Here is a 24,359-nt window from a genome sequence, read left to right as displayed (position 1 = left end):
GTAATATTTTAAGCATAAAAAAAGTGTCGAGAATCATTTTTAAATCTGATTTGCGACACTTTTTTTTGTGTTGTATTGTGATTAAACTAATTTAGATAACCACGCTTTTAAATCGTAAAAATTTTGTGGTGCTACACCATGACCAACAGGATACTCGTGGTATTCATGTTTAATATGTAAGTCGTCTAAAATTCCTGGTGTTTTTCTAGCCCATTCTATAGGGATTACTTGATCTACGCTACCATGAGAACAGAAAAAGCTTAAATGTTCGTAATCTTCTGTGTTATGATTTGCTGGTATAATTTCAGAATTCACATAACCACTTAAAGCAATAATATTGTTTACTTGTTCAGGATACGTTAAAGCTACTGCATAACTTAATATACTACCTTGGCTAAAGCCTAAAAGGGTTACATTATCTTTATTTACAGGATAATTTTCTACAGCTTCATCTATAAATTTAGAAATTAAATCTCTAGACGTTCTGGCTTGATCGTCGTCACTCCATTTTCCATTCACATCATCAAAATTAATGGCATACCAAGCATTTCCTGAAGGTTGCATAGCAAAAGGCGCACGCACAGAAATAATGTAAAGGTCTTCAGGTAATTCTGATGCAAATGAAAACAAATCGTTTTCGTCACTTCCATAACCATGTAACATGATTAAAAGTGGCGCGTTTTCCTTCAATGTAGAAGGTCTTGTAATATGATATAAACTTAAGTCTTTCATCTATCTAACGTTTCTAAACCATTCTTGAAAATATTCACCTATAAAAGGAATAGGTTTCTGTTGTCCAATAATTACATGATAAAAAGCATATAACCATCCGGCAGCCGAGGCAAACCAACATAATGTCCCTAACCAACTGTTTAAATATTTTTCTATCATATTAGAAACAAGTACCATAATTACTAATCCTAACATTTGTCTAATATGGAAAGAGGTAAATGTATTACGCTTTTCAAGATTCATTATAATGGCAATAATTAACCCTACAAAAGTTAAGTAACTAATTACGGCTAAATTTTTACCTTCATTAATGGTTTGTTTCATCATTATTTTGTGTTTAATACTAATTGGTTGTTATTAAGAATACCGTAAACTTTTCCTTTTAAGTCTTCACCTTCAAAAATGGCATTTTTAGATTTAGAGATAATATTTTCTCTTGTAAAAGTGAATTTTTTATCTGGATTAAACAACGTTAAATTTGCTGTGTTTCCAATATTTATAGGATTACTATCTGTTCCAAAACGTTGTTTTCCTTTGGTTAAAATATCTACAGATTTTTTTAAAGAAAATAATGTTTGTAAAGCACCAAATGCACTTTCTAATCCAATAGTACCATAAGTAGCATGATCAAATTCTACTTTCTTTTCTTCAATATTTAATGGATTATGGTCGCTTGTAACCATATCTATAGTACCATCTTTTATCCCTGTAATTAAAGCGTCTATATCGCTTTTAATCCTTAAAGGAGGTAATACTTTATAATGTGTATTAAACTCTTTTAATACGCTGTCTTCAAAAAATAAATTATGAATAGCAACACTACATGTTACATCTAATTTTCTTTGTTTTGCGTCTCTAATTAAGGCTACAGATTTCGCTGTTGAAATGGTTGGAATATGAAGTTTACCTCCAGTATATTCTAACAAAAATAAATCGCGAGCGACTTGTAATTCTTCAGCTAAATTAGGAATTCCTTTTAAACCTAAAGACGTACTTGTAATATGTTCGTTCATTACGCCTTTTCCTGCAATTTTATTATCTTGAGGAAAGGAGCACACTAATCCGTCAAAATTACTAGCATATTGCAAAGCAATTTTCATAAGATTAGCATTAGAAATTGGTTTCTGATAATCGTAATAAGCAACTGCACCTGCACTTTTCATATCGTACAATTCGGCTAAATCTACACCATTACTTTCTCGTGTTAATGCACCAATAGGTAATACGCTTACAGCGTTGTTAGATGCCCTACTCGTTACAAAAGTAATATCGCTATTGGTGTCTATTACCGGATGGCTGTTTGCATTTAATGCCACAGTTGTGAAACCAGAATAAGCTGCCGTTTTTAATCCGTTAGCAATGGTTTCGCGTTCTTCCAAACCCGGTTCGCCAAAGCTTACACTGCTATCAAACCAACCTTGAGAAACGTGTAAATTTTTAAGTTCAATTTGGTCGTAGTTATTTGGGTTTTCTAAGGAAGTTCCAATTTTGGAAATACTACCTTTTTCTACTAAAATATCGAGAGTTTGATTATGAAACTCACTTTTAGTGTCAATAATAGTTGCAGATTTTATAAGTACGTTCATTTAAAAAATTTTAAGATGAGCATTTCAATAATCAAAAAGGCCAGTGCAAAAATAGTAAACCATTTCCATAGCTCATTAATTTTTGTATTACTTTTTAAGGTTTCGAAAAGACTCGGAATTGAATTGCTGATAGTTACATTTTTAAGCGTAGAAATATCTTGATATTCTAAATTACTTTCTTCGCGATTGTAGTTATAACTGATGTTTTTAATTGTTTTTAGTTTATCTTTTATATTATAAATTCCAGAAGTTTGTGGTCTGTCTTGCGTGGTTACGTTTACTTTATTATTAAAATATTGCTGCTGCGGAATAAACTGACTGTTCTTATTTTCTATTGAAATAATATCGTCTTGATTTAAGGTAACATCTACATCAAAATTATTTTGTTCTCCAATGGTGTAATATAATTTAGGCTGTTTTAAACTACTCACTGCCATTTTATAAAAAGAAGGTACAATTAGAGCCCAGCTTTTAAAATTAGAAACCTCTGAATTTAGAGGAGAAGTAAAAAGAAAAACATTTGATAGTTGCGTTAAAAAAGGTTTACCATCTTCAAAGCTTAAAGCCGAACTTCCTGAATTCCCGTTTAACACATAATACTGATTCACTTTTGGGTATTGAAAATTTTGAACTTGTTTTTCAAAAACATCATCCTTATAAATGGGATGAGAATAGTTAATGCTAGTAATGCGTTTTTCTGAATTAATATGAGATTTAAAAGTTGTATTGTAGTTAGTTAATAATGTATTATAAGCGTTAATATTAGGTTGGGCTGCAGGAATAATAATTAAATTACCACCTTGATCTGTAAACGATTTTAGAATATTAATTAAGGTAGCAGGCATGTCTTTTAATTCGTTTAAAACAATGGTGTGTTGTTCTTCAATTATATTATAGTCTAATTGTTTTGCAGAAACGGAAGTGAATTTAAACTCGTCTTCGGTATATATTTTTCTTAAAAAGGTATTGTCGGCTTCAGAAATGCTTAACACATTAATTTTAGATGGTGTATTAATATTAAAGTATAGCGTATTATCGAATTGCAAACCAGAATCTTCAATGCTAAAGTTTCCATTAACAATGTCTTTACTAGAAATTGTAAATTGAGTATTGGCTTTATCGGTAATTGTAACCGCAGATTTTGCTATTAATTTATCGTTGTTATGTAAGGCAATCGAGAGATTTTCTACAGGAGCGCCATAGTTTTTTAACGATAAAGTTAATTCTGTTTGTAATAGACTGTTTTTAGAAATATATACACTATCTAAAGCAATGTTATTTGTATTTATAGGTTGTAGTTTAACTAAGTTTAATTGGGTTAAACTATCTGTTTTAGGCATAAAAGGAGCCTTTAATTGCTGAAAATCTGAAATAAATATAAGTTGTCTTTTCTGTTTAGAGGTTTTATTAAATACAGATTCACTTTTTAGTAAAGCAGCCTGATACGATAACGGATTTGCAGCATAAGATAATTGTAGCAACTCGTTTTTTATGGCTTTTAAAGTGGTGTTTTTGTAAATAGCATTGTGAGTAACTAAGGTTATTGTTTTATTAAAACCTACTTCAGAAATTAAGTCTTGTACAGCGCGTTTTAACAAATCGCCTTGCGGTCCTTTTTGTTCTAAACTAAAAGAGTTGTCTAAAAAAATAACAGTTTCTTTTGGTGCTTCTTGTATGTTTGTATTGGTAGTAAATGGTTGTGCAAAAGCTAAAATAACACAGGCTAAAAGCAGCAAGCGTGTAAATAAAGTTAACCATTTTTTTAATTGAGAACTTTTTCGGGTTTGTTGCGATACTGTTTTTAAAATTGCAACGTTGGTAAAGGCTTCTGTTTTAAAGCGACGAAGCTGAAATAAGTGAATAATAATAGGAATAAGTAATAAAAATAGAGCGTAAAGAAGTTCGGGGTGTTTAAACTGCATTCCTAAAATATGTTTGTCAAAGATAATAATTGCTTACAGATTTAATAGCAAAATTTTAAAATTCAGTGAAAAACTTAAAATATTATAAATTCTAAAATATTTTTTTTAACAAAATGTTATATCCGTTTTTTGTAACAGATTGTAAATTTGGAGCACAAATAAGAAAAACCAAACAAAAGTTTATGAAAAATCAATTTTTAGCTTTAGCCTTTGCAAGTATTGTACTTGTAGGTTGTGGCTCCACAAAAAAGGTGTCTAATACAGAAGCAGCTTTATCCACACCCATTGCTACATCTATTAATCTTACTAAAGTTGTAGACGACAAAGCTCCCGTGTTAATAAATCCAGGTCGTTTTACTCAAGATACAGTGACTTACAGGTTACCTCGTGTTGTGCAAGGAACTTATGCTATTAGTGATTTTGGAAAATATATAGACAGTTTTAAAGCTTTTAATTACGAAGGTGTAGAAATTCCTACGAATAAAATAGATGTAAATTCTTGGACCATCGCCAACGCAGAGAATTTAGATTACATTACGTATTATGTTAATGATACATTCGATATTGAAGAAGTTGGAGGAATAGGAGGGGAGCAGCCTTTCTCTCCATCAGGAACAAATATAGAGCCTAATAATTATGTATTAAATTTACATGGATTTATTGGTTATTTCGATTCATTAAAGAATAACCAGTATACTTTAGATATCCAATCGCCAAAGTCTTTTAAACGTTCGTCTGCATTACAAAAAGTTAACGAAACGACAAGCGAAGATGGTAAAGTTGTAACGACAAGTTATGTTGCACCCAGATATTTTGATATTACAGATAACCCAATGATGTATGGGGATTTAGATGTAGAAGAATTTCAAGTAGGAGATATTAAAATTGTTTTAAGCGTGTATTCTCCAACAAAAGCACATACTGCAAAGAAATTACGTGCTACAATGGAAAAAATGATGCAAGCACAAAAAGCATTTTTAGGAGATATTAATACCACACCACGTTACGATATCTTTTTATATTTAGCCGGAGAAGGAGAAGATCAGCCAAAAGGCTTTGGAGCTTTAGAGCACAATACATCTACAGTAGTTGTATTACAAGAATCTGAAACTGACGAATCTTTAGACGAAAGCATGATAGATGTGGTGTCTCACGAATTCTTCCATATTGTAACACCTTTAAGTGTGCATTCTGGAGATGTTCAATATTTCGATTATAATAAACCTACATTCTCTAAACATTTATGGATGTATGAAGGCATAACAGAATATTTTGCAACTTTATTTCAAGTCAATCAAGGGTTAATAGACGAACCTGCATTTTATTCTAAATTAGTAGATAAAATAAATATGTCGTTACGTATGGACGATACTATGAGTTTTACTGAAATGAGTGAAAATGTAATAGACGAACCTTACGCTTCTAACTATTATAATGTATACCAAAAAGGAGCATTAATAGGTATGTGTATTGATATTATTATGAGAGAAGAAAGTAACGGACAGCGTAGTGTTTTATCTTTAATGAAAGAATTATCTATGAAATACGGTAATAACAAACCGTTTGATGACGATACAATTATTGATGAAATTACTGCAATTACTTATCCTTCTATTGGTGAATTTCTTAAAAAGCACGTAGAAGGAACGACTCCAATAGATTATAATGTTTACTTTAATAAAGTAGGTTTGGTTGAAGGAGATGGTAAAGTTGAAACTAACTATTTATTAAATAACGGAAACTTAATTCTTGGAGGAGATCCTGTAAAAAGAACTATATTTTTTAGCGATTTAGTTAAAGATAATAGTTTCTGGAACGAACAAGGTGTGTTACCAAACGATGTTATTAAAAGTGTTAATGGCGAAGAAATGACTGTTGTGAATGCAAACGATATGCTTCAAAAAATGATTACTATGCAACCTGGAGATGATATAGAAGTTGTTTTAGACAGAAATGGAGAAGAAGTTGTTATTAAAACTAAATTAACAAAATCGTATACCACAGGAAAAGTATTAAAACAAAATCCAGATGCTACAGCACAACAAAACGCGTTGCGTGAAGCATGGTTAAAGAATTAAAAAAATATAAATAAAGGATTTAAAAGGTCTAGATGTTCGCATCTGGACCTTTTTTATTTTCTAGGATGAAATTTTTCTACCACTTCGGCAAGATGTTTCTTGTCTAAATGCACATAAATCTCGGTAGTGGTAATACTTTCATGACCTAACAATAACTGAATAGATCTTAAATCGGCATTATTCTGAAGTAAATGTGTCGCAAAGGAGTGTCTAAAGGTATGTGGAGATATTTTTTTATTTAAATCTATTTTTACAGCCAACTGTTTTATTATGGTAAAAATCATGGCACGTGTAAGTTGTTTACCGCGTCTATTTAAAAACACAGTGTCTTCATGACCGGATTGAATGTTTAAATGCGGACGAATTTCTTTTAAATAGATGTTTATGTATCTAATAGTAGATGGAACTATGGGCACAAAACGCTGTTTATCTCCTTTTCCTGTCACGTTTATAAAACCTTCGTCAAAGTATAAGTCAGAAATTTTTAAGTTCGTTAATTCGCTTACACGCAATCCGCAGCTATAAAGTGTTTCTAAAATGGCCCGGTTTCGTTCACCTTCATTAGAAGATAAATCTATAGCTCCAATTAAATTATCTATATCTTCTTCGCTTAAAGTATCTGGTAATTTTCGTCCAATTTTAGGCGACTCTATCAACTCTAAAGGATTATCTGGTCTGTAATCTTCAAAAATTAGATAGTCAAAAAAGCTTCTAAGGCCAGAAATAAGTCTTGCTTGAGACCTTTCGTTCAGATTTTTAGCAGATTCGTAAATAAATTTTTGAATTAAATCTGAATTTATAGTAATGGGAGATTTACATATTTCACTTTTTTCTAAGAAAGTTATTAGTTTCTTAACGTCTAAAGCATAGCTATTTACCGAATTTGTTGATAACCCACGCTCAATTTTCAAAAATAAGCTATAATCTTTAAGTGCATTTTCCCATTTCATACTATAAAATAAGACATTTTTTTTAAATTATTTATATATAAATATCATAATTTTTATTGTTAATTAATCTTAAATTATTAATTTAGTAGTCCCAAACCTATTAATATTAAATAATACCTACTTATTATGAAAAGAGAAATTGTTGCTACAATTATTCTACTGTTCTGCGTATGCGGAATTTACGCTCAACCATCAGCGTTCGAGAATCCCGAATTTAGTATGGATCGTTGGAAACCCAGCGGAATTAGTGCTGTATTCACAGGACTAAATATTCAAAACGGCTTAAACATTGGAGTAAGCGGTTCTATGCCACTAAACTCTGCAAGTGATGTTGTATCTGCCGGAGTTTTATTAGATGTAAATTATTTATACCAAGTGCATAGAAATTTTGCTTTTGGTGTTGCAGCTGGTTACGGCATTTACTTTAATAAAGAAGAAAACAGTAATTGGGGGCCTATAAATGAAGGTGACGATTTTAGATATTTTCCTATTGCAGCCGCTACACGATTTGGACTAAATAATGGTATCGTAATGGGTGCCGATTTAGGTTATGCCATTGGTGCTAGTGATCAATTTGACGGAGGTCTTTACTTTAGACCTATGGTTGGTTATAATTTATCTGAATTAGTTCAAGTAAACCTTTCTTATTCAGGGATTTCAAACGACTGGACATGGTCTGCAGCTAGCCTTGGTTTAACAGTTAATTTAAACTAAAAACAGTAAATAAAAATATTTAAAAAAGGCGAAATTAAATTTTCGCCTTTTTTTATGCCGTATTCTTTTATACTTTTACTTTATGAAAAAAATTTTAATTTTAAACGGTCCTAATCTAAATTTATTAGGTAAACGTGAACCTGAAATTTATGGGAATTTAACGTTTACAGATTTCTTTGAAACAATTAAAGAAAAATACAATACTGTAGAGTTGTCGTATTTTCAATCTAATATAGAAGGGGAACTTATTAATAAAATACATGAAGTTGGTTTTAGTTACGATGGTATTGTTTTAAATGCAGCAGCTTATACACATACATCTGTTGCACTTGGAGATGCTATAAAAGCAATAACAACTCCTGTTATAGAAGTGCACATATCTAATACCTTTTCTAGAGAAGCTTTTAGACATCATTCTTATATTTCTCCAGTAGCTAAAGGTGTTATTGTTGGTTTTGGTTTACAGAGCTACGAACTAGCCATACAAAGCTTTTTGTAACTATTTTAATTATCTATTTATAAAAGATTGTCTTCAAAATCTTGTTTACACTTTAGACTAACTTTATATAGGTTATGAAATTTAAAACTTTAAAACTTTATACAAATACATTAGAGTCCGAATTAAAATTTTATTCTGAAACTTTAGGTTTTAAAATAGAAGAGCAGAACGAAAATGCATTCTCTGTAAAAATTGGTTGGAGTGAATTAATTTTTGAAAAATCTGAGAAAGCATACAACTATCATTATTGTTTTTTAATTCCTTCAAACCAGTTACATCAGGCCTTAGAATGGATGCAAAACAGAACAGAAATTATAGCCTTGGGTAATGGTAGAAAGATTCAGAACTTTAAAACGTGGAATGCAGACTCTTTTTATTTTTATGATGGTAGTGGAAATATAGCTGAATGTATTGTAAGATATGATTTAAATACTATTGAAGAAACCAATTTTAATGCTTCTCATTTTTTATGTGTTAATGAAATTGGAATACCTACAGCTGATATTAAAAAGACAAATAACCAACTAGAAACAGAATTAAATACAACATTTTGGAAAGGTGATTTTGAAATATTTGGAACAAATGGTTCGCAAGAAGGGCTTTTTCTATTACCAAATTATAATTTAAAAGATCTTTGGTTTCCAACATCCATAAAAATTGTAGCAGAACCTTTTGAAGCTATTATTGTAAATAATAAACAGGAATATGGTTTAGAATTTAGTAATGAAAACATAAAAATCACTCCAAACCTATAAAAATGAAATTGCAATTTTACAGCTTTGTAATTTCTCTAAAGAAATACGCGTTTATAAAATTGCAACCTTATTTATAATTATGTTATAATCTTTTTATTATTTATAAAATTATAACCATTCCACTTTATCTTCAATAGGATTTGGTGTGCGTTCTGGATTTGGCCCATCATAATATCCTAAAAATAAAAATCCTAAGCATTTTTCGTTTGGTTTAAGCGTAAAAAACTCACCTATAGAAGCTATTAAGCCAGGAGAACTCCAATAGGCTCCAAGTCCTAAATCTGTTGCAGTAAGCCACATATTCTGCACAGCCATGGCTGTTGCAGCAACTTCTTCCCATTCAGGAATACTTTCCTCAGGATCTCTTTCCATGCAAATGGCAATGATTGCACCGGCATTTTTAGAATTCCTTTTAATCTTATTGTACTTAAATTCAGAAAATTTATCTGCGGTTTCCTTAAACTTCTCAGCCAAAAACACACCTAAATTTATTTTGGTTTCACCTTCTAAGACCTTAAAACGCCACGGTTCTGTGCGTTTATGTGTTGGTGCCCAATTTGCAGCTTCTAGAAGCTCCATAATGACCTGTTTAGAGATTGGCTTAGAATTATATTGATCAGGGAAGACAGAGCGTCTATTTTGAATAATTTGCTTTAGTTCCATGTTATATTTTTTATAAAGGTAAAAACAAGATTATATTTTACCCTAAATCTTTTAAAATATTTAAGATAAATTCTTCAGCCAAAATACAGCTTATTTAAACATAGTAAAAATGATATAATGTCATTTTAAATGAAATAAAACATCCGATTTTTAAATTAGTTTTAACAACCAACTATTTTATTTAAAGTGTAAAATCTTTACATTATTACAACAGAGTCAATAATTTTAGGAATAGAGTTGACTGGTGAAATATATATTTACGATTGTTTTTTTGAAGAAATTAAAATCTTGTTAATATGCTGTTAACCCCTATTGGTGTTAGGTTTTCGGTCTATAAATTTGTTTTAAACTCAAATAAAAAACAATCAAAATGATGAAAAAAATTATTGTATTTACAGGCGTATTATTATTTGCATTTACATCGGTTCATGCGCAATCAGATTCTAAAGCATTTCAATTGGGAGTAAAAGGAGGAGTTAATTTTTCTAAGCTTAGTGGAGATGATTTTGAAGATGTAGATTCGAGAACAAGTTTTAATGCAGGTTTAGTTGCAGAACTGCCAATTTCTGAAAGATTCTCTTTTCAGCCTGAAATTTTTTATTCAGGACAAGGTTTCGATATTTTAGAACGTGATCAGGATAATGTTTTTGATACGAGTGATAATGTAGAGTATCAATTAGATTATATTCAAGTGCCATTATTATTAAAAGTGTATTTAATAAAAGGGTTAAGTGTAGAAGCTGGTCCGCAGTTTGGATTTAAAATTAATGAAGAGTTTGATGCAGATCCAAATTCTGATGGAGGTGACTTAAATGTTAATAATGAAGATTCTTATGTGAAAGATTTCGACACCAACTTAGCCTTTGGTACTTCTTATAAGTTTGATAGTGGTGTATTTTTAAGTGCACGTTACACTATGGGCTTAACTAGTATTTTTAAAGACGATACGCTTTTTGAAAACGTTGATGGTAAAAATGATGTTTGGCAGTTTGGTTTAGGGTACATGTTCTAAATCTATTTCAAATATTTATTACAAAAAAGTCTCAGAATTATCTGAGACTTTTTTGTTTTATAAATAAGGACTTTAACTGTTAGATTTAATAAATAAATGTCAAATAAAAAGGAGACTCAAATAGAATCTCCTTTTTTATATAGTAATAATTTTTGTTTTATTAGATGTGAATTACTTCACCATAAGCAGCTGCAACAGCTTCCATTACCGCTTCACTCATTGTTGGGTGAGGGTGAATAGTTTTTAATACTTCATGTCCAGTTGTTTCTAGTTTTCTACCTAAAACAGCTTCAGCAATCATATCTGTAACTCCAGCACCAATCATATGGCAACCTAACCATTCGCCGTATTTAGCATCGAAAATTACTTTTACAAAACCATCTTTATTTCCTGCAGCACTTGCTTTACCAGAAGCAGAGAAAGGGAATTTACCAACTTTAATGTCGTAACCTTGTTCTTTTGCTTTCTTTTCTGTTAAACCAACACTTGCAATTTCTGGAGATGCATAAGTACAACCAGGAATGTTTCCGTAGTCAATTGGTTCTACATGTAAACCAGCGATTTTTTCAACACATAAAATACCTTCAGCAGAAGCAACGTGAGCTAAAGCTTGACCAGGAGTAATATCTCCAATAGCGTAATATCCAGGTACATTAGTTTGGTAGAAATCGTTAACTAAAACTTTATCACGATCTACAGCGATACCAACATCTTCTAAACCTATGTTTTCAATATTAGTTTTAATACCTACAGCAGAAAGAATAATATCAGCTTCAAGAACTTCTTCTCCTTTAGCTGTTTTTACAGTAGCTTTAACACCTTTTCCTTTAGTGTCTATAGATGTAACTTCTGCAGAAGTCATAACGTTAATTCCAATTTTTTTGAAAGAACGTTCTAATTGCTTAGAAACATCTTCGTCTTCAACAGGAACTATATTTGGTAAATATTCAACTACAGTTACTTCTGTACCCATTGAGTTGTAGAAATATGCAAATTCTACTCCAATTGCACCAGAACCAACAATAATCATTTTCTTTGGTTGTGTAGGTAAAGTCATTGCTTGACGGTAACCTATAACTTTTTTACCATCTTGAGGTAAGTTAGGTAATTCACGAGAACGTGCACCAGTAGCAACAATAATGTGATCTGCACTATATTCAGTACCATCTACATCAATTTTTTTACCAGGTTTTAAAGTTCCGTAACCTTCAATGACATCAATTTTATTTTTTTTCATTAAAAACTGAATACCTTTACTCATGCCTTCGGCAACACCACGGCTACGTTTTACAACGGCACCAAAATCTTTGTCGAATTCTTTTACAGATAAACCGTAGTCTCCTGCATGTTTTAAATATTCAAATACTTGAGCCGACTTTAAAAGGGCTTTAGTAGGAATACATCCCCAATTTAAGCAGACACCACCTAGGTTTTCTTTTTCTACTATAGCAGTTTTAAAACCTAATTGAGACGCTCTAATAGCGGTTACGTAGCCTCCAGGACCACTTCCAAGAACAATAATATCGTATTTACTCATGATTAATTCATTAAATCGTTTAGTGCTACGAATTTACGAAACCTTATCCAAATAATGAATTTAGATAAGCAAAAAAATAGATCTTTTATTACCTTTGTTTTGTAAGTAACTATATATGAATATAAACCAAACAAGTAATCCGCGTATTGTAATAATTGGCGGCGGTTTTGCTGGTGTTTCCTTAGCAAAAGTATTATCTAAACAGGACGTACAGGTCGTACTTTTAGACAAGCATAATTATCATAATTTTCAACCGTTACTTTATCAAGTCTCTACTGGCGGTTTAGAACCTGACTCTATTGCTTATCCCATTCGTAAAATTCTTCAGGATTATTCTAATTTTCAATTTAGATTGGCAAATGTCTCAGAAATAGATTCGGCTAAAAATAATATAATTACAGATATTGGAGATTTAAAATATGATTACTTGGTAATTGCTTCAGGATCTGAAACTAATTATTTTGGAAATACATCTATAGAAACTAATAGTATGGCGATGAAAACCATACCGCAGGCTTTAAATTTAAGAAGTTTAATTCTAGAAAATTTTGAAGAAGCACTACTTACCACAAATTTACAAGATCGTATTGCTTTAATGAACTTTGTAATAGTAGGAGCTGGGCCAACAGGAGTAGAGCTCGCTGGTGCATTAGCAGAAATTAAAAAGGGTATCTTACCTAAAGATTATCCGGATTTAGACACCCGTTTGGTACAGATAAATTTAGTACAATCTGGTAATCGTATTTTAAAAGAGATGAGTGAAGTTGCTTCAGAAAAAGCAGAAGCTTTCTTAGAAAACCTTGGTGTAAACATTTGGAAAAATACACGTGTTTCTAATTACGATGGTAAAACGGTAACTACAAATACAGATGTCACTTTTAAAACAGCAACCATGATTTGGGCCGCAGGCGTTAAAGGAGCTTCTATAAAAGGAATTCATGCAGACGATTTATCTAGGAGTAATAGAATAATAGTTAACGAATTTAATCAGTTAAAAACATGTCCAAATATTTTTGCGATAGGAGATATTGCACAAGTAGAGACCGCTTCTAATCCTAACGGTTACCCCATGATGGCCCAACCGGCAATCCAACAAGGGAAACAATTAGGTTATAATTTAAAACGCTTGTTGGAGGGTTTACCATTAACTCCTTTTATATATAAAGATAAAGGTGCTATGGCTACTGTTGGACGAAATAAAGCTGTGGTAGATATGCCAAAGTTTAAATTTCAAGGTGTTTTTGCTTGGTTTGTTTGGATGTTTGTACATCTTTTCTTTTTAATCGGATTTAGAAATCGCATAATTGTATTTATAAATTGGGTGTACAATTATATCCGATTTGATAGAGAAGCGCGATTAATTATTCGTCCGTATAAAAAGAAATTAAAGTCTGATGAATAATTTAAGACTTTGGTACAAATTTTAAAGCCACTCCATTAATACAGTGTCTTTTTCCTGTAGGTTTAGGGCCATCGTTAAAGATGTGTCCTAGGTGACCTCCACAAACTGCACAATGTTCTTCGGTACCGTACATGCCGCCTCCGCCTTCAGAAAAAAGAACATTTCCTTTTATGTAATTATTAAAACTTGGCCAACCTGTACCTGAATCGAATTTTGTATTGCTTTCAAATAAAGGTGTGTCGCAAGCAGAACACACATAAGTTCCCGCTTCGTAAATTTTGTTTATCGGACTAGAAAACGGAGTTTCTGTACCAGCTTGTCTCATAACTCGATATTGTGTGGCAGTCAGTTCTGATTTCCATTCTGCATTACTTTTTTCAACTTTATAGGCTGAAGTTTTAGTGTCTTTTTTTTGAGAAAATCCATTACAAGAAACAAGACATATTGCTAAGTATAAAAATAAAATAGGTTTCATATTACATTTGTTTTATTTAAATTGTCGTTTTATATGCCTATACTTACGAAATAATTATATTATTAGTTTTTTAATATTACAAAATATTAGACTTTAATAATTTTTGATTAAAAAAAAAGAGATATTTATGAAATTCACTTCCCGTGTTTGTTTTTTTGCTAGTATGTTAGTTTTTGCATCTTGTGCAACCAATCCATTTACAGGTAAACAAACAATGGCTTTTGTTAAGAATGATAATTTATTTGCATCATCTTTTCAGCAGTATGATACTTTTCTTGAAGAAAATAAAATAGTAAAGGGCACAGATGATGCTGCTCGTATTACCAGAATAGGACAACGCATTGCAAAAGCTGCAGAACGTTATTTAAATGCTAATGGTTATGTTGGATATTTAAAAAACTATAAATGGGAATATAATTTAGTAGAAGATAGTACAAAAAACGCATGGTGTATGCCTGGTGGTAAAATAGTGTTTTATACAGGAATTTTACCTGTTGCAAAGACAGATGCTGGTATTGCAGCTATTATGGGACACGAAGTTGCACACGCTTTAGCAAATCACGGACAGCAACGTATGAGTGCTGCTTATATACAACAAGGTATTGCCTTGGCTGGAAATGTCGCTTTTACAGAAGAACAAAGCAGAGATATGTTTAATCAATATTACGGTATAGGATCTAATGTAGCAGGTATGTTACCGTTTAGTAGAAGTCATGAATCTGAGGCCGATAGAATTGGTATTATTTTAATGGCTATTGCTGGTTATAATCCAGAAGCAGCTCCAGAATTATGGAAACGTATGGAAACTAGCAATACACCAGAAATTTTAAGTACACACCCAGCTAATGCTAGTCGAATTTCTGAATTAACAAAAATGGTTCCTACAGCTATTGCAGAAGCTAAAAAATTTGGGGTAACATCTTTTATAAATTAACATAAGACTACAATTCTTAATTTAATTTTGATTTTTTTCAAATTTCTATTTTATAAAAATGAAAACATATCCAAAAGGAAGTAAAAAATTATTAAATGCTTGGGCTTTTTACGATTGGGCAAATTCAGTATACACTTTAACAATTGCATCTACCATATTTCCTATTTTTTATGGTGCGCTATTTTTAACAGATAATAAACACATACATGTTTTTGGCACAGATATTAAAAATACGGCACTTATCTCTTTCATTACAGCTTTTGCCTTTTTAGTTATTGCTTTTTTATCGCCCTTACTTTCTGGTGTTGCAGATTTTATTGGGAACAAAAAAGTGTTTATGAAATTCTTTTGTTACATAGGTGGCCTAGCTTGTATTGGCTTAAATTGGTTTAGTTTAGATTATATTTATGTGAGTTTATCCTTTTATTTTCTTGGATTAATTGGGTATTGGGGAAGTTTGGTTTTTTATAATTCCTATTTACCTGATATTGCTTTTCCAGAACAACAAGATAAAATTAGTGCCAAAGGATATTCTTTAGGGTATATAGGTAGTGTGTTGTTATTGGTTTTAAACCTGGCTATGGTTATGAAACCAGACTTATTTGGAATAACGGGTACAGAAGGAGAAGCTGCTATGAAAGCCATGCGATATTCGTTTATTACCGTAGGTATTTGGTGGATTGTTTTTAGTCAGTATACCTATTATATACTTCCAAAAGGAACTAAAACAGGAAATAAGGTTACAAAATCTGTATTATTTAATGGTTTTAAGGAATTAAAACTTGTTTTTGCCGAAATAAAAGAAAACACCAGACTTATACGCTACTTAAGAGCTTTTTTTGTGTTTAGTATGGCCGTACAAACTATAATGTTAGTGGCTACTTATTTTGGAGAACAAGAAGTAGATTGGGGCGGTAAACAAGAAAAAACAATGGGACTTATTGTAAGTATTCTGGTTATTCAAGTTGTTGCCATTTTAGGTGCTTATTTAACGTCTAGAGCCTCAGAGAAATTTGGAAACATTAATACACTTATTGTTATTAATTTTATATGGATGTGTTTGTGTTTCTATGGTTATTTTGTAAAAACACCTACTCAATTTTATATTACAGCAATGTGTGTTGGTTTAGTTATGGGCGGAATTCAGGCTTTGGCCAGATCTACCTATTCTAAGTTATTACCAGAGACAGACGATACAACATCGTATTTTAGTTTTTTTGATGTCGCCGAAAAAATAGGAATTGTAATTGGAATGGTTATTTATGGAACTATAGATCAAATTACGGGGAGTATGCGAAATGCTATTCTGTTTTTATTTGTGTTCTTTTTAGTTGGAATTATACTCTTATTTAAAGTCCCAAAAGAAGATAAAATCTAAAATTTAAGTATAAAAAAAGCATCCGTTTAAGAATGCTTTTTTTAGCTATAGACTATTTGTTTTTAATTCATTTCTATACTTCCAGAACCAGATACTTTGGTGTCTTCTTTTTCTGGATGTCCTTTATAAGCAATATCTCCAGATCCAGATACACGTGCTTTTAAAAAGCTTGTTGCCATAACTTCTGCATCTCCAGAACCAGTTACAGAAATATCTGCATTTTTAGATTCTAAACGGTAACCATGAAAATCTCCAGATCCTGTTACACTAAAATTTAAGCTTTCTGTTTTTCCATTTAATGTTAAGTCTCCAGATCCGGTTACGCTACCTTCTACATGAGTGGTATTAATATCTAAAATAACATCTCCAGAACCTGTAATTCCTACTTTTAAATTTTCTGAAGAAATAACATCATGATTAATTAAATCTCCAGAACCAGTTAGAGACACTTCAGAGAGATCTTTAAATGGAATTGTAATTATAATGTCTCTATTATTACTTGGACTTAAGTTTATTCCATCTTCTGTTCTTACTGTTAAAGTATTGCCTTGTACTTCTGTTATAATATAAGGGACTAAGTTAGATTCTCCTTCAACTGTAATTTGCCCTTCAGTTCCTTGTACTAAAATATAGTTCATAGATCCAGAACAGCTTACATTATCGTAACTAGAGGTTGTTCTTTGGTCTGTAATATATTCTCCATTACCTTGTATTCCTTTATTAATACTTACACAAGAGTTTAACGAGATGGCTAGTGTTGCAAAAATAATTGCAATTTTAAAATTTACTGTTTTCATATTTTGATTGATTTGATGATTCGGTTTTATGGTTATTCTTATTGATATAAAAATATTCTATTTAATTGTTATTCAGGTTTCTTTAGAAACGGATTGATCACATAATTATATTAATTTTTAATAAACGAGACGCTTCCGTAATCAGAATCTATTTTAATTGTATTTCCAGAATTTGCACTTCCGTAAAATCCTTCGTAATATTTGTCGCTAGATTCAATACGTTTTACGTTAAACTGAAACCCTTCTTGGTCTCTTAAATCTGCATATTCTAAATCTAGTTTAAAATTAAAATTGTAGTTAGAATCGTAGCCAATTTTAATACCCACATAATCAGAATCTATACTAACATTGTTTGCATTGGCCGACATGTTTTTAATTTTTATAGAGCCATAATCAGCATCAATAGTAACCGATTTATAAACGTCTCCAATAACAACCGTTAAGTAATCGCCTTCTCCTTTAAAGTAATTTACTTTATCTATAGTTATACTTCCGTAATCACAGTTATAACTTACATTTTCTCCAATTTCAACTTTACTGTTGGTGTAATCTGCTTCAATAAAAAGATCTTTTGTTTTAGAAACTGTAAATCCGCTGTAATCGGCATTTATTTTACCACTTTTAATGTATTCAAAATAAGAATTAGTAGTGTAATCAAATTCAATATCATTATCATCTGCCATTAATTCTTTGGTTGTAATTTTACCGTAATCGCAATTTATTTTTGCATGACCTTCAAGTTTATCTAAATTAATCGCTCCATAATCGTTACTTAAATCTACATTATTAGTAATTGGTATTTTTACAATATAATTAATCTTCATGTTTATATTGTCTGAACCGCTCCAATCCCACCAATTAGATTTTGTTTTACTAAATATTGTTTTTGCAGACACATAAGTAGGCGATGCATTAAACGCTACAGTAATATCTTTAAGCTTGTTTTGAACTTTTTCTGAATTACTTCCATTTGTAGTAATTCTAATTTCGAACACAATACGGTTTTCATTCCAGGTAATAACATCTACATTTCCATAGCTATTATCTATACTTAACGTGGCATTAGGATTTACTTTAAACTCTTTTTTTATTACTTTTTCTTCAGAATACTTAGCTTTTATGGGATTGTTTGCCAGTGCTAAATAAGGGATGAGTAAGAAGAAAAATATAATATTATATGGCTGTTTCATTTTCATTTGAAATATTTTTTAATTGTTTTACATTGTCTATAGTTTCCATAACACTTTCTAAAATTTCAATTCTACTTTGAAAATTTGCAATCATGGCATAGATTACGCGTTTATCGTTGCCACTCTTTGTTAAATCTAATTTTAGAGTTTCGTAATTTGCTTCAAGCACATTTAAATGTTTTAAAGCATCTTGTATTAAGGGTTGCACTTCTGGTGCATTTTCTTTTTTTAATTCTTTTAATTCTTGAGAAATAGTAGCTGTAAAAAAACTTTGTGTTTTTGCCATTTCTGGAGATACACTCGCTAAATCTGCATGCTCTTGGTCTTGTTTTTGAAACGCAAAAGTGAATGTAATTAGTAATACTATTGTGGCAGCTACTGCTAATAATGGTTTTAAAAACGGATATGTTTTTTTAACCGGCTTAACAGCTATACTTTGCTTTTTTAATTTTGCTAAAAACCGATCTTCGTGATGTGTATTAGGTGTTTCAACATCAAAATCGTTTTGTAACGTTTTAAAAAGATGGTCTAAATTATCTTCTTGCTTCATAATCTTTATTTTTAAACGACGTGTTGTAATTTTTGTCTTAAACTTTCTTTTGCTCTAGAAATGGTTGTTCTGCAATTGGCATAACTCACATTCATAATACTCGAAATTTCTTCGTAATCGTAACCTTCAATTAAATGCAGAGTGAGCGCTATTCTATAATTATCTTTTAATGTATTCATCATCTTTAATACATATTTAGCTTGCGTATTAGCTTCTTCGTCCTGAGCAGTATCTACATGAGTATCTTCAATTTTATACATTACAGTATCATAAGGCACATCTTCATATTTATTATTTTTATTAAAGTGTTGTATACTATTATTAACAACAATACGTTTTAACCAACCTCCGAAAGTTTTTATATCTTTTAACGACTCTAACTTTGTAAATGCCGTTAAAAATGAATCTTGCATAATATCTTCTGCTTCAAAACTGTTTTTTACAATTCTAAAAGCGGTATTATACATAGCACTATAGTATCTGTTGTAAACTTCCAATTGTGCAGATTGGCTTCCTGTTTTACAGCGTGCTATTAATAAATCGATATGTTGGTTGGTTGGTGACAACTAAAAAATATTCTATTGGTTTGTTATAAAGATGAAGGTATTACTTTATTGTTACAGTTATTCAATAAAAGTTTTTCAAAATAATTTAGCTTGGCATATTAATTGAAAAATATATGACGACTATTTTAGAAACTACAGCTTTAATAAGCTAGTTTTGAAGGTGGTATTTAATTATCAAAATATTAATAAAAATAAAACAATCTGTTTTGATTACGTAATTATGACAGATTGACTTAAATCTATATATGAAAAAATCTAATTTTTTAAGTCTTGACAGTTTGTCATTTCAGGAATTTGATGAGAATTCAGAATTAATTCCTTTAATGACACCCGAAGATGAAGAAGAAATAAATAAAGAACAACTTCCAGATACCTTACCAATTCTTTCTTTAAGAAATACAGTGTTATTTCCAGGTGTGGTTATTCCTATTACTGCTGGTAGAGATAAATCTATTAAACTTATTAATGATGCCAATAAAGGCGGAAAAGTAATAGGTGTAGTATCTCAAAAAGACGAAGCAGTAGAAGATCCTGGAGCTAAAGATATTCATGAAACAGGAACAGTTGCTCGTATTTTACGTGTTTTAAAAATGCCTGACGGAAATACAACCGTTATTATACAAGGTAAAAAACGCTTTAAAATTAACGAAGTCATTTCTGAAGAACCATATTTAACAGCTACAATTTCTGAAGTTCCTGAAGTTAAACCAGAAAATAAAAATAAAGAGTTTGATGCTATTATAGATTCTATTAAGGAATTATCGCTTCAAATAATAAAAGAAAGCCCAAGTATTCCAACTGAAGCCTCTTTTGCTATAAAAAATATTGAAAGCAATTCGTTTTTAATAAACTTTGTGGCTTCTAATATGAATTTAACGGTAAAAGAAAAGCAAAGTCTTCTTGAGGCAAACGATCTTAAAGAGCGCGCGCTAGAGACGTTACGTTATATGAATGTTGAGTTTCAAAAATTAGAACTTAAAAACGACATACAGTTAAAGGTTCAGAGTGACATGAACCAGCAACAACGCGAATATTTCTTACATCAGCAAATGAAAACCATTCAAGAAGAATTGGGTGGCGTAAGTTATGAAGAAGAGATTGAAGAAATGAGAGCCCGTTCTAAAAAGAAAAAATGGAGCGAAACTATTGCGAAACATTTCGATAAGGAATTAGCGAAAATGCAACGTATGAATCCGCAAGTTGCCGAGTATTCTATACAACGTAATTATTTAGATTTATTCTTGGATTTACCTTGGGATAAGTTTAGTAAAGATAAATTCGATTTAAAACGTGCACAACGTATTTTAGACCGCGATCATTATGGTTTAGAAGATGTTAAGCGCCGTATTATTGAATATTTAGCGGTTTTAAAATTACGTAACGATATGAAATCGCCAATTTTATGTCTTTACGGACCTCCAGGAGTTGGTAAAACATCTTTAGGAAAATCTATTGCAGAAGCTTTAGGGCGTGAGTATGTGCGTATTTCTTTAGGAGGATTACGTGATGAAGCAGAAATTCGCGGACATAGAAAAACATACATTGGTGCTATGCCAGGTCGTATTTTACAGAGTCTTAAAAAAGCAGGAACTTCTAATCCGGTGTTTGTTTTAGATGAGATTGATAAATTAACTAATTCTAATCAAGGCGATCCGTCTTCTGCATTATTAGAGGTTTTAGATCCAGAACAAAATAGCGCCTTTCACGATAATTTCTTGGAATTAGGTTACGACCTTTCTAAAGTAATGTTTGTGGCAACCTCTAACAGTTTAAATACAATCCAACCGGCTTTATTAGACCGTATGGAGATTATTAATGTTACAGGATATACTATTGAAGAGAAAGTAGAAATTGCAAAACGTCACTTACTTCCAAAACAAATAAAAGAACACGGTTTAACAGAGAAAGATGTTAAAATAGGAAAACCTCAATTAGAAAAAATAGTTGAAGGGTATACTAGAGAATCTGGTGTTCGTGGTCTTGAAAAACAAATTGCAAAAATGGTACGTTATGTAGCCAAAAACATTGCAATGGAAGAGGAGTACAACGTAAAAATTTCTAACGAAGATATTATTGAAGTCTTAGGCGGACCAAAATTAGAACGCGATAAATACGAGAATAATAATGTGGCTGGTGTAGTTACAGGTTTAGCTTGGACGCGTGTTGGTGGGGATATACTATTTATAGAATCCATTCTATCTAAAGGAAAAGGGAATTTAAGTATTACCGGAAATTTAGGTAAAGTAATGAAGGAATCTGCAACAATTGCTATGGAATATATTAAAGCAAATGCAGAAGAATTAAACTTAAATCCTGATGTTTTCGATAAATATAATGTACATATTCACGTGCCAGAAGGAGCAACACCTAAAGATGGACCAAGTGCAGGTGTAACCATGTTAACGTCTTTAGTATCTTTATTTACACAACGTAAAGTTAAAAGTAGTTTAGCCATGACAGGAGAAATTACACTTCGTGGTAAAGTATTACCAGTTGGAGGGATTAAAGAAAAAATTCTTGCAGCAAAACGTGCTAGAATTAAAGAAATCATGCTATGCGAAGAAAACAGAAGAGATATTGAAGAAATAAAACAAGAATATCTAAAAGGGTTAACCTTTCATTATGTAACAGACATGAGTGATGTTTTAAAATTTGCTTTGACAGACGAGAAAGTAAAAAACGCAAAGACATTATAGTTTACAAATAAGGGACTTACCTTAATATATAATTTAAAAGCATCTAAGACTTTATGTTTTAGATGCTTTTTTTGATTTAAACAAGTTACAGAAACATATAAAGCTAGTGTATAAAACATTCTTTATATGTAAAAATATAATTGATAAATCGACGTTTTAAACTTAAGATTTATTTAATTTGCATCCGTATGAGGCGAAAATTAGCACTATTATTTATTGGTTGTTGTAGTTGTATCGCATCCGCTCAATTGGGAGGCGAATCAACTTATCAATTTTTAAATTTAGTGTCATCTCCACGCCAAGCCGCTTTAGGTGGTAAAGTCCTTACTAATGTAGATTACGATGTCACCCAAGCATTATATAATCCTGCAACAATTAATGTTAAAATGGATAATCAGCTTGCTCTAAACTATACCAGTCATTTAGGTGCAGTAAGTTATGGTACTGCTGCATACGCTTATACTTACGACAGGCGTACAAAAACACTTCATGCAGGGATTACGTATGTAAACTATGGCGAATTTGATGGGTATGATGAAGACGGAAATGAAACCGGAACGTTTACTGGTAGCGAGACAGCGTTGTCTTTGGGTTATGCAACGCGTATTGGGTATTCAGATTTTTATGTTGGTGCTAATCTAAAATTTATCACATCTACTTTAGAGCAGTATTCGTCATTAGGTGCTGCTGTAGATTTAGGACTGATTTATATAGACGATAAATTAAATTTTAACGCCGCCTTAGTGGTTAGAAATTTCGGAACTCAGATTACAACCTATGCAGGTCAAAACGAACCTTTACCTTTTGAAATAGATTTAGGTTTTTCTCAAAAATTAGAGAATGTACCAATTCGTTGGCATGTTACTCTAGAAAACTTACAAGAATGGCCTATTGCTGTTGCAAATCCAGCTCGAGTAGAAACTGATTTAGAAGGCAACCAGACCGAAGAAGATGTTACTTTTGTACAAAATGTTTTTCGTCATACTATTTTAGGAGCAGAATTGTTTCCCGATAGCGGATTTAATATTCGTTTAGGTTATAGTTTTAGAAGAGGCGAGGAGTTACGTATCGTAGACGAGCGAAATTTTTCTGGATTATCTGCAGGAATAGGAATTAAAATGAATAGAATGCGATTTAGTTATACCTATGCCAAATATTCAAGTGCGGCAAGTTCAAGCTATTTCGGAATTAATATAGATTTACAATAATGAAACAAATTACAATTGCTATAGACGGATTTTCGTCGACAGGAAAAAGCACAATTGCTAAATTAATAGCAAAATCTTTAGGCTATATATATGTAGATTCTGGTGCCATGTATCGTGCAATTACCTTTTTTGCAATGAAAAAAGGAATGATAACTCCAGAGCATTTTAACAGAGAAACACTTATTTCAGAATTACCTAACGCTCAAGTTACTTTTAAGTTTAATGACCAATTGGGGTTTGCCGAAGTATATTTAAATAATGAAAATATCGAGAAAAGCATACGTACTCTAGAGGTTTCTAATTTAGTAAGTATTGTTGCTGCAGTTCCAGAAGTTAGAGCGCAATTAGTGAAAATACAGAAAAATATTGGCATTAATAAAGGTGTTGTAATGGATGGTAGAGATATTGGAACTGTTGTTTTTCCGGATGCAGAACTTAAAATATTTATGTCAGCTACTGCAGAAACACGCGCTTTACGTCGTTACAATGAATTAAAAAATAATGGTGAAAACATTACGTTTGAAGCCGTATTAGAAAATGTACAAAAACGAGATCATTTAGATAGTACTCGAGAAGATTCTCCTTTAATGCAGGCAGAAGATGCCATTGCTATAGATAATTCTAACGCAACTATAAAAGAACAGTTCGATCACATATTAAAACTTGTAGATGCTGCTATAAAAGCATAAACAAAAAAAGAGCAATCTAGTAGATT

At 31.3% G+C, this 24,359-nt stretch carries 23 protein-coding genes; 11 read left to right on the top strand and 12 right to left on the bottom strand.

All coding sequences use genetic code 11. The features are described 5' to 3' along the window. Positions 1–81: 81 nt before the first annotated feature. The 4 genes from GQR95_RS12390 to GQR95_RS12375 are packed head-to-tail and all read right to left on the bottom strand — an operon-like array spanning position 82 to position 4,240. Entirely contained in the window at positions 82–732 is a 651-nt protein-coding gene (locus GQR95_RS12390) for an alpha/beta hydrolase (protein WP_159023460.1), read from the bottom strand. Next, positions 733–1,059, bottom strand: a complete 327-nt coding sequence (locus GQR95_RS12385; RefSeq protein WP_159023459.1) for a hypothetical protein — start codon at positions 1,057–1,059, stop codon at positions 733–735. Next, positions 1,059–2,318 carry a dihydroorotase family protein gene (locus GQR95_RS12380; protein WP_159023458.1) on the bottom strand — a complete coding sequence of 420 codons (1,260 nt, stop codon included), beginning with the start codon at positions 2,316–2,318 and terminating at the stop codon, positions 1,059–1,061. The genes GQR95_RS12385 and GQR95_RS12380 overlap by 1 nt, the downstream gene beginning before the upstream one ends. Beyond that, positions 2,315–4,240, bottom strand: coding sequence for a BatA domain-containing protein (locus GQR95_RS12375; RefSeq protein WP_159023457.1), 1,926 nt, complete (start codon positions 4,238–4,240; stop codon positions 2,315–2,317). The genes GQR95_RS12380 and GQR95_RS12375 overlap by 4 nt, the downstream gene beginning before the upstream one ends. Positions 4,241–4,422: 182 nt before the next feature. Between GQR95_RS12375 and GQR95_RS12370 the strand changes: the two genes are divergently transcribed. Further along, the gene (locus tag GQR95_RS12370; protein ID WP_159023456.1) at positions 4,423–6,318 is read left to right on the top strand and encodes a peptidase M61; all 1,896 of its coding nucleotides are present in this window, start codon (positions 4,423–4,425) and stop codon (positions 6,316–6,318) included. A 53-nt stretch (positions 6,319–6,371) separates the two neighbouring features. Here the strand turns inward: GQR95_RS12370 and xerD are convergent, their stop codons facing one another. Next, positions 6,372–7,268: a site-specific tyrosine recombinase XerD gene (gene xerD / locus GQR95_RS12365; protein ID WP_159023455.1), complete on the bottom strand. Its 897-nt coding sequence runs from the start codon at positions 7,266–7,268 to the stop codon at positions 6,372–6,374. Positions 7,269–7,394: 126 nt separating this feature from the next. On the opposite strand from xerD, the gene GQR95_RS12360 reads away from it, so the two are divergent. The 3 genes from GQR95_RS12360 to GQR95_RS12350 all read left to right on the top strand — a co-directional run bounded on the left by GQR95_RS12360 (position 7,395) and on the right by GQR95_RS12350 (position 9,236). Beyond that, on the top strand, positions 7,395–7,982 hold the full coding sequence (locus GQR95_RS12360; RefSeq protein ID WP_159023454.1) for a hypothetical protein: 588 nt from the start codon (positions 7,395–7,397) through the stop codon (positions 7,980–7,982). A gap of 82 nt (positions 7,983–8,064) precedes the next feature. Then, positions 8,065–8,481, top strand: a complete 417-nt coding sequence (gene aroQ, locus GQR95_RS12355) for a type II 3-dehydroquinate dehydratase (RefSeq protein ID WP_159023453.1) — start codon at positions 8,065–8,067, stop codon at positions 8,479–8,481. A gap of 74 nt (positions 8,482–8,555) precedes the next feature. Further along, positions 8,556–9,236, top strand: coding sequence for a VOC family protein (locus tag GQR95_RS12350; protein ID WP_159023452.1), 681 nt, complete (start codon positions 8,556–8,558; stop codon positions 9,234–9,236). A 108-nt stretch (positions 9,237–9,344) separates the two neighbouring features. On the opposite strand, the gene GQR95_RS12345 is transcribed toward GQR95_RS12350, so the two are convergent. Continuing rightward, positions 9,345–9,899: a nitroreductase gene (locus GQR95_RS12345; RefSeq protein ID WP_159023451.1), complete on the bottom strand. Its 555-nt coding sequence runs from the start codon at positions 9,897–9,899 to the stop codon at positions 9,345–9,347. Positions 9,900–10,269: 370 nt separating this feature from the next. Between GQR95_RS12345 and GQR95_RS12340 the strand changes: the two genes are divergently transcribed. Then, positions 10,270–10,911: a porin family protein gene (locus GQR95_RS12340; protein WP_370514478.1), complete on the top strand. Its 642-nt coding sequence runs from the start codon at positions 10,270–10,272 to the stop codon at positions 10,909–10,911. 160 nt (positions 10,912–11,071) lie between these two features. Here GQR95_RS12340 and lpdA read toward each other — a convergent pair whose 3' ends face one another. Further along, positions 11,072–12,448, bottom strand: a complete 1,377-nt coding sequence (gene lpdA, locus GQR95_RS12335; protein WP_159023450.1) for a dihydrolipoyl dehydrogenase — start codon at positions 12,446–12,448, stop codon at positions 11,072–11,074. 115 nt (positions 12,449–12,563) lie between these two features. Between lpdA and GQR95_RS12330 the strand changes: the two genes are divergently transcribed. Beyond that, positions 12,564–13,850: an NAD(P)/FAD-dependent oxidoreductase gene (locus GQR95_RS12330; protein ID WP_159023449.1), complete on the top strand. Its 1,287-nt coding sequence runs from the start codon at positions 12,564–12,566 to the stop codon at positions 13,848–13,850. A gap of 1 nt (position 13,851) precedes the next feature. Here GQR95_RS12330 and msrB read toward each other — a convergent pair whose 3' ends face one another. Next, positions 13,852–14,325, bottom strand: a complete 474-nt coding sequence (msrB, locus tag GQR95_RS12325) for a peptide-methionine (R)-S-oxide reductase MsrB (RefSeq protein ID WP_159023448.1) — start codon at positions 14,323–14,325, stop codon at positions 13,852–13,854. Positions 14,326–14,452: 127 nt separating this feature from the next. Here msrB and GQR95_RS12320 point away from each other — a divergent pair, with 127 nt between their 5' ends. Then, the gene (locus tag GQR95_RS12320) at positions 14,453–15,259 is read left to right on the top strand and encodes a M48 family metallopeptidase (RefSeq protein ID WP_159023447.1); all 807 of its coding nucleotides are present in this window, start codon (positions 14,453–14,455) and stop codon (positions 15,257–15,259) included. Between the two features lie 58 nt (positions 15,260–15,317). After that, positions 15,318–16,637, top strand: a complete 1,320-nt coding sequence (locus GQR95_RS12315; RefSeq protein ID WP_159023446.1) for an MFS transporter — start codon at positions 15,318–15,320, stop codon at positions 16,635–16,637. A gap of 62 nt (positions 16,638–16,699) precedes the next feature. On the opposite strand, the gene GQR95_RS12310 is transcribed toward GQR95_RS12315, so the two are convergent. The 4 genes from GQR95_RS12310 to GQR95_RS12295 form a co-directional block, all read right to left on the bottom strand. Next, complete coding sequence (locus GQR95_RS12310; protein WP_159023445.1) at positions 16,700–17,434, bottom strand: head GIN domain-containing protein; 735 nt, start codon at positions 17,432–17,434, stop codon at positions 16,700–16,702. A 110-nt stretch (positions 17,435–17,544) separates the two neighbouring features. Beyond that, on the bottom strand, positions 17,545–18,630 hold the full coding sequence (locus GQR95_RS12305; protein ID WP_159023444.1) for a hypothetical protein: 1,086 nt from the start codon (positions 18,628–18,630) through the stop codon (positions 17,545–17,547). Beyond that, positions 18,608–19,174, bottom strand: a complete 567-nt coding sequence (locus GQR95_RS12300) for a hypothetical protein (protein WP_159023443.1) — start codon at positions 19,172–19,174, stop codon at positions 18,608–18,610. Before GQR95_RS12300 ends, GQR95_RS12305 begins: the two co-directional genes overlap by 23 nt. 11 nt (positions 19,175–19,185) lie before the next feature. Further along, entirely contained in the window at positions 19,186–19,740 is a 555-nt protein-coding gene (locus GQR95_RS12295; protein WP_159023442.1) for an RNA polymerase sigma factor, read from the bottom strand. A 245-nt stretch (positions 19,741–19,985) separates the two neighbouring features. On the opposite strand from GQR95_RS12295, the gene lon reads away from it, so the two are divergent. The 3 genes from lon (at position 19,986) to cmk (ending at position 24,333) form a co-directional block, all read left to right on the top strand. After that, the gene (gene lon, locus GQR95_RS12290) at positions 19,986–22,436 is read left to right on the top strand and encodes an endopeptidase La (RefSeq protein ID WP_159023441.1); all 2,451 of its coding nucleotides are present in this window, start codon (positions 19,986–19,988) and stop codon (positions 22,434–22,436) included. Between the two features lie 188 nt (positions 22,437–22,624). Continuing rightward, positions 22,625–23,644, top strand: coding sequence for a type IX secretion system protein PorQ (porQ, locus tag GQR95_RS12285; RefSeq protein ID WP_159023440.1), 1,020 nt, complete (start codon positions 22,625–22,627; stop codon positions 23,642–23,644). Beyond that, on the top strand, positions 23,644–24,333 hold the full coding sequence (gene cmk / locus GQR95_RS12280; RefSeq protein ID WP_159023439.1) for a (d)CMP kinase: 690 nt from the start codon (positions 23,644–23,646) through the stop codon (positions 24,331–24,333). Before porQ ends, cmk begins: the two co-directional genes overlap by 1 nt. The last annotated feature ends 26 nt before the right edge of the window (positions 24,334–24,359 follow it).

The sequence above is a fragment of the Formosa sp. L2A11 genome (genome assembly GCF_009796865.1).
Classification (GTDB): Bacteria; Bacteroidota; Bacteroidia; order Flavobacteriales; family Flavobacteriaceae; genus Formosa.
Note: the sequence above shows the minus strand (reverse complement) of the source record. Positions and strands in the feature narration are given on the sequence as shown.

Coding starts and splice junctions, on each gene's coding strand:
- GQR95_RS12385 (WP_159023459.1), bottom strand. CDS start 1,059: ATGATGAAACAAACCATTAATGAAGGTAAAAATTTAGCCGTAATTAGT.
- lpdA (WP_159023450.1), bottom strand. CDS start 12,448: ATGAGTAAATACGATATTATTGTTCTTGGAAGTGGTCCTGGAGGCTAC.
- xerD (WP_159023455.1), bottom strand. CDS start 7,268: ATGAAATGGGAAAATGCACTTAAAGATTATAGCTTATTTTTGAAAATT.
- lon (WP_159023441.1), top strand. CDS start 19,986: ATGAAAAAATCTAATTTTTTAAGTCTTGACAGTTTGTCATTTCAGGAA.
- GQR95_RS12360 (WP_159023454.1), top strand. CDS start 7,395: ATGAAAAGAGAAATTGTTGCTACAATTATTCTACTGTTCTGCGTATGC.
- GQR95_RS12345 (WP_159023451.1), bottom strand. CDS start 9,899: ATGGAACTAAAGCAAATTATTCAAAATAGACGCTCTGTCTTCCCTGAT.
- GQR95_RS12300 (WP_159023443.1), bottom strand. CDS start 19,174: ATGAAGCAAGAAGATAATTTAGACCATCTTTTTAAAACGTTACAAAAC.
- GQR95_RS12390 (WP_159023460.1), bottom strand. CDS start 732: ATGAAAGACTTAAGTTTATATCATATTACAAGACCTTCTACATTGAAG.
- GQR95_RS12310 (WP_159023445.1), bottom strand. CDS start 17,434: ATGAAAACAGTAAATTTTAAAATTGCAATTATTTTTGCAACACTAGCC.
- GQR95_RS12350 (WP_159023452.1), top strand. CDS start 8,556: ATGAAATTTAAAACTTTAAAACTTTATACAAATACATTAGAGTCCGAA.
- msrB (WP_159023448.1), bottom strand. CDS start 14,325: ATGAAACCTATTTTATTTTTATACTTAGCAATATGTCTTGTTTCTTGT.
- GQR95_RS12305 (WP_159023444.1), bottom strand. CDS start 18,630: ATGAAAATGAAACAGCCATATAATATTATATTTTTCTTCTTACTCATC.
- GQR95_RS12375 (WP_159023457.1), bottom strand. CDS start 4,240: ATGCAGTTTAAACACCCCGAACTTCTTTACGCTCTATTTTTATTACTT.
- GQR95_RS12370 (WP_159023456.1), top strand. CDS start 4,423: ATGAAAAATCAATTTTTAGCTTTAGCCTTTGCAAGTATTGTACTTGTA.
- GQR95_RS12315 (WP_159023446.1), top strand. CDS start 15,318: ATGAAAACATATCCAAAAGGAAGTAAAAAATTATTAAATGCTTGGGCT.
- GQR95_RS12330 (WP_159023449.1), top strand. CDS start 12,564: ATGAATATAAACCAAACAAGTAATCCGCGTATTGTAATAATTGGCGGC.
- GQR95_RS12380 (WP_159023458.1), bottom strand. CDS start 2,318: ATGAACGTACTTATAAAATCTGCAACTATTATTGACACTAAAAGTGAG.
- cmk (WP_159023439.1), top strand. CDS start 23,644: ATGAAACAAATTACAATTGCTATAGACGGATTTTCGTCGACAGGAAAA.
- aroQ (WP_159023453.1), top strand. CDS start 8,065: ATGAAAAAAATTTTAATTTTAAACGGTCCTAATCTAAATTTATTAGGT.
- GQR95_RS12320 (WP_159023447.1), top strand. CDS start 14,453: ATGAAATTCACTTCCCGTGTTTGTTTTTTTGCTAGTATGTTAGTTTTT.
- GQR95_RS12340 (WP_370514478.1), top strand. CDS start 10,270: ATGATGAAAAAAATTATTGTATTTACAGGCGTATTATTATTTGCATTT.
- porQ (WP_159023440.1), top strand. CDS start 22,625: ATGAGGCGAAAATTAGCACTATTATTTATTGGTTGTTGTAGTTGTATC.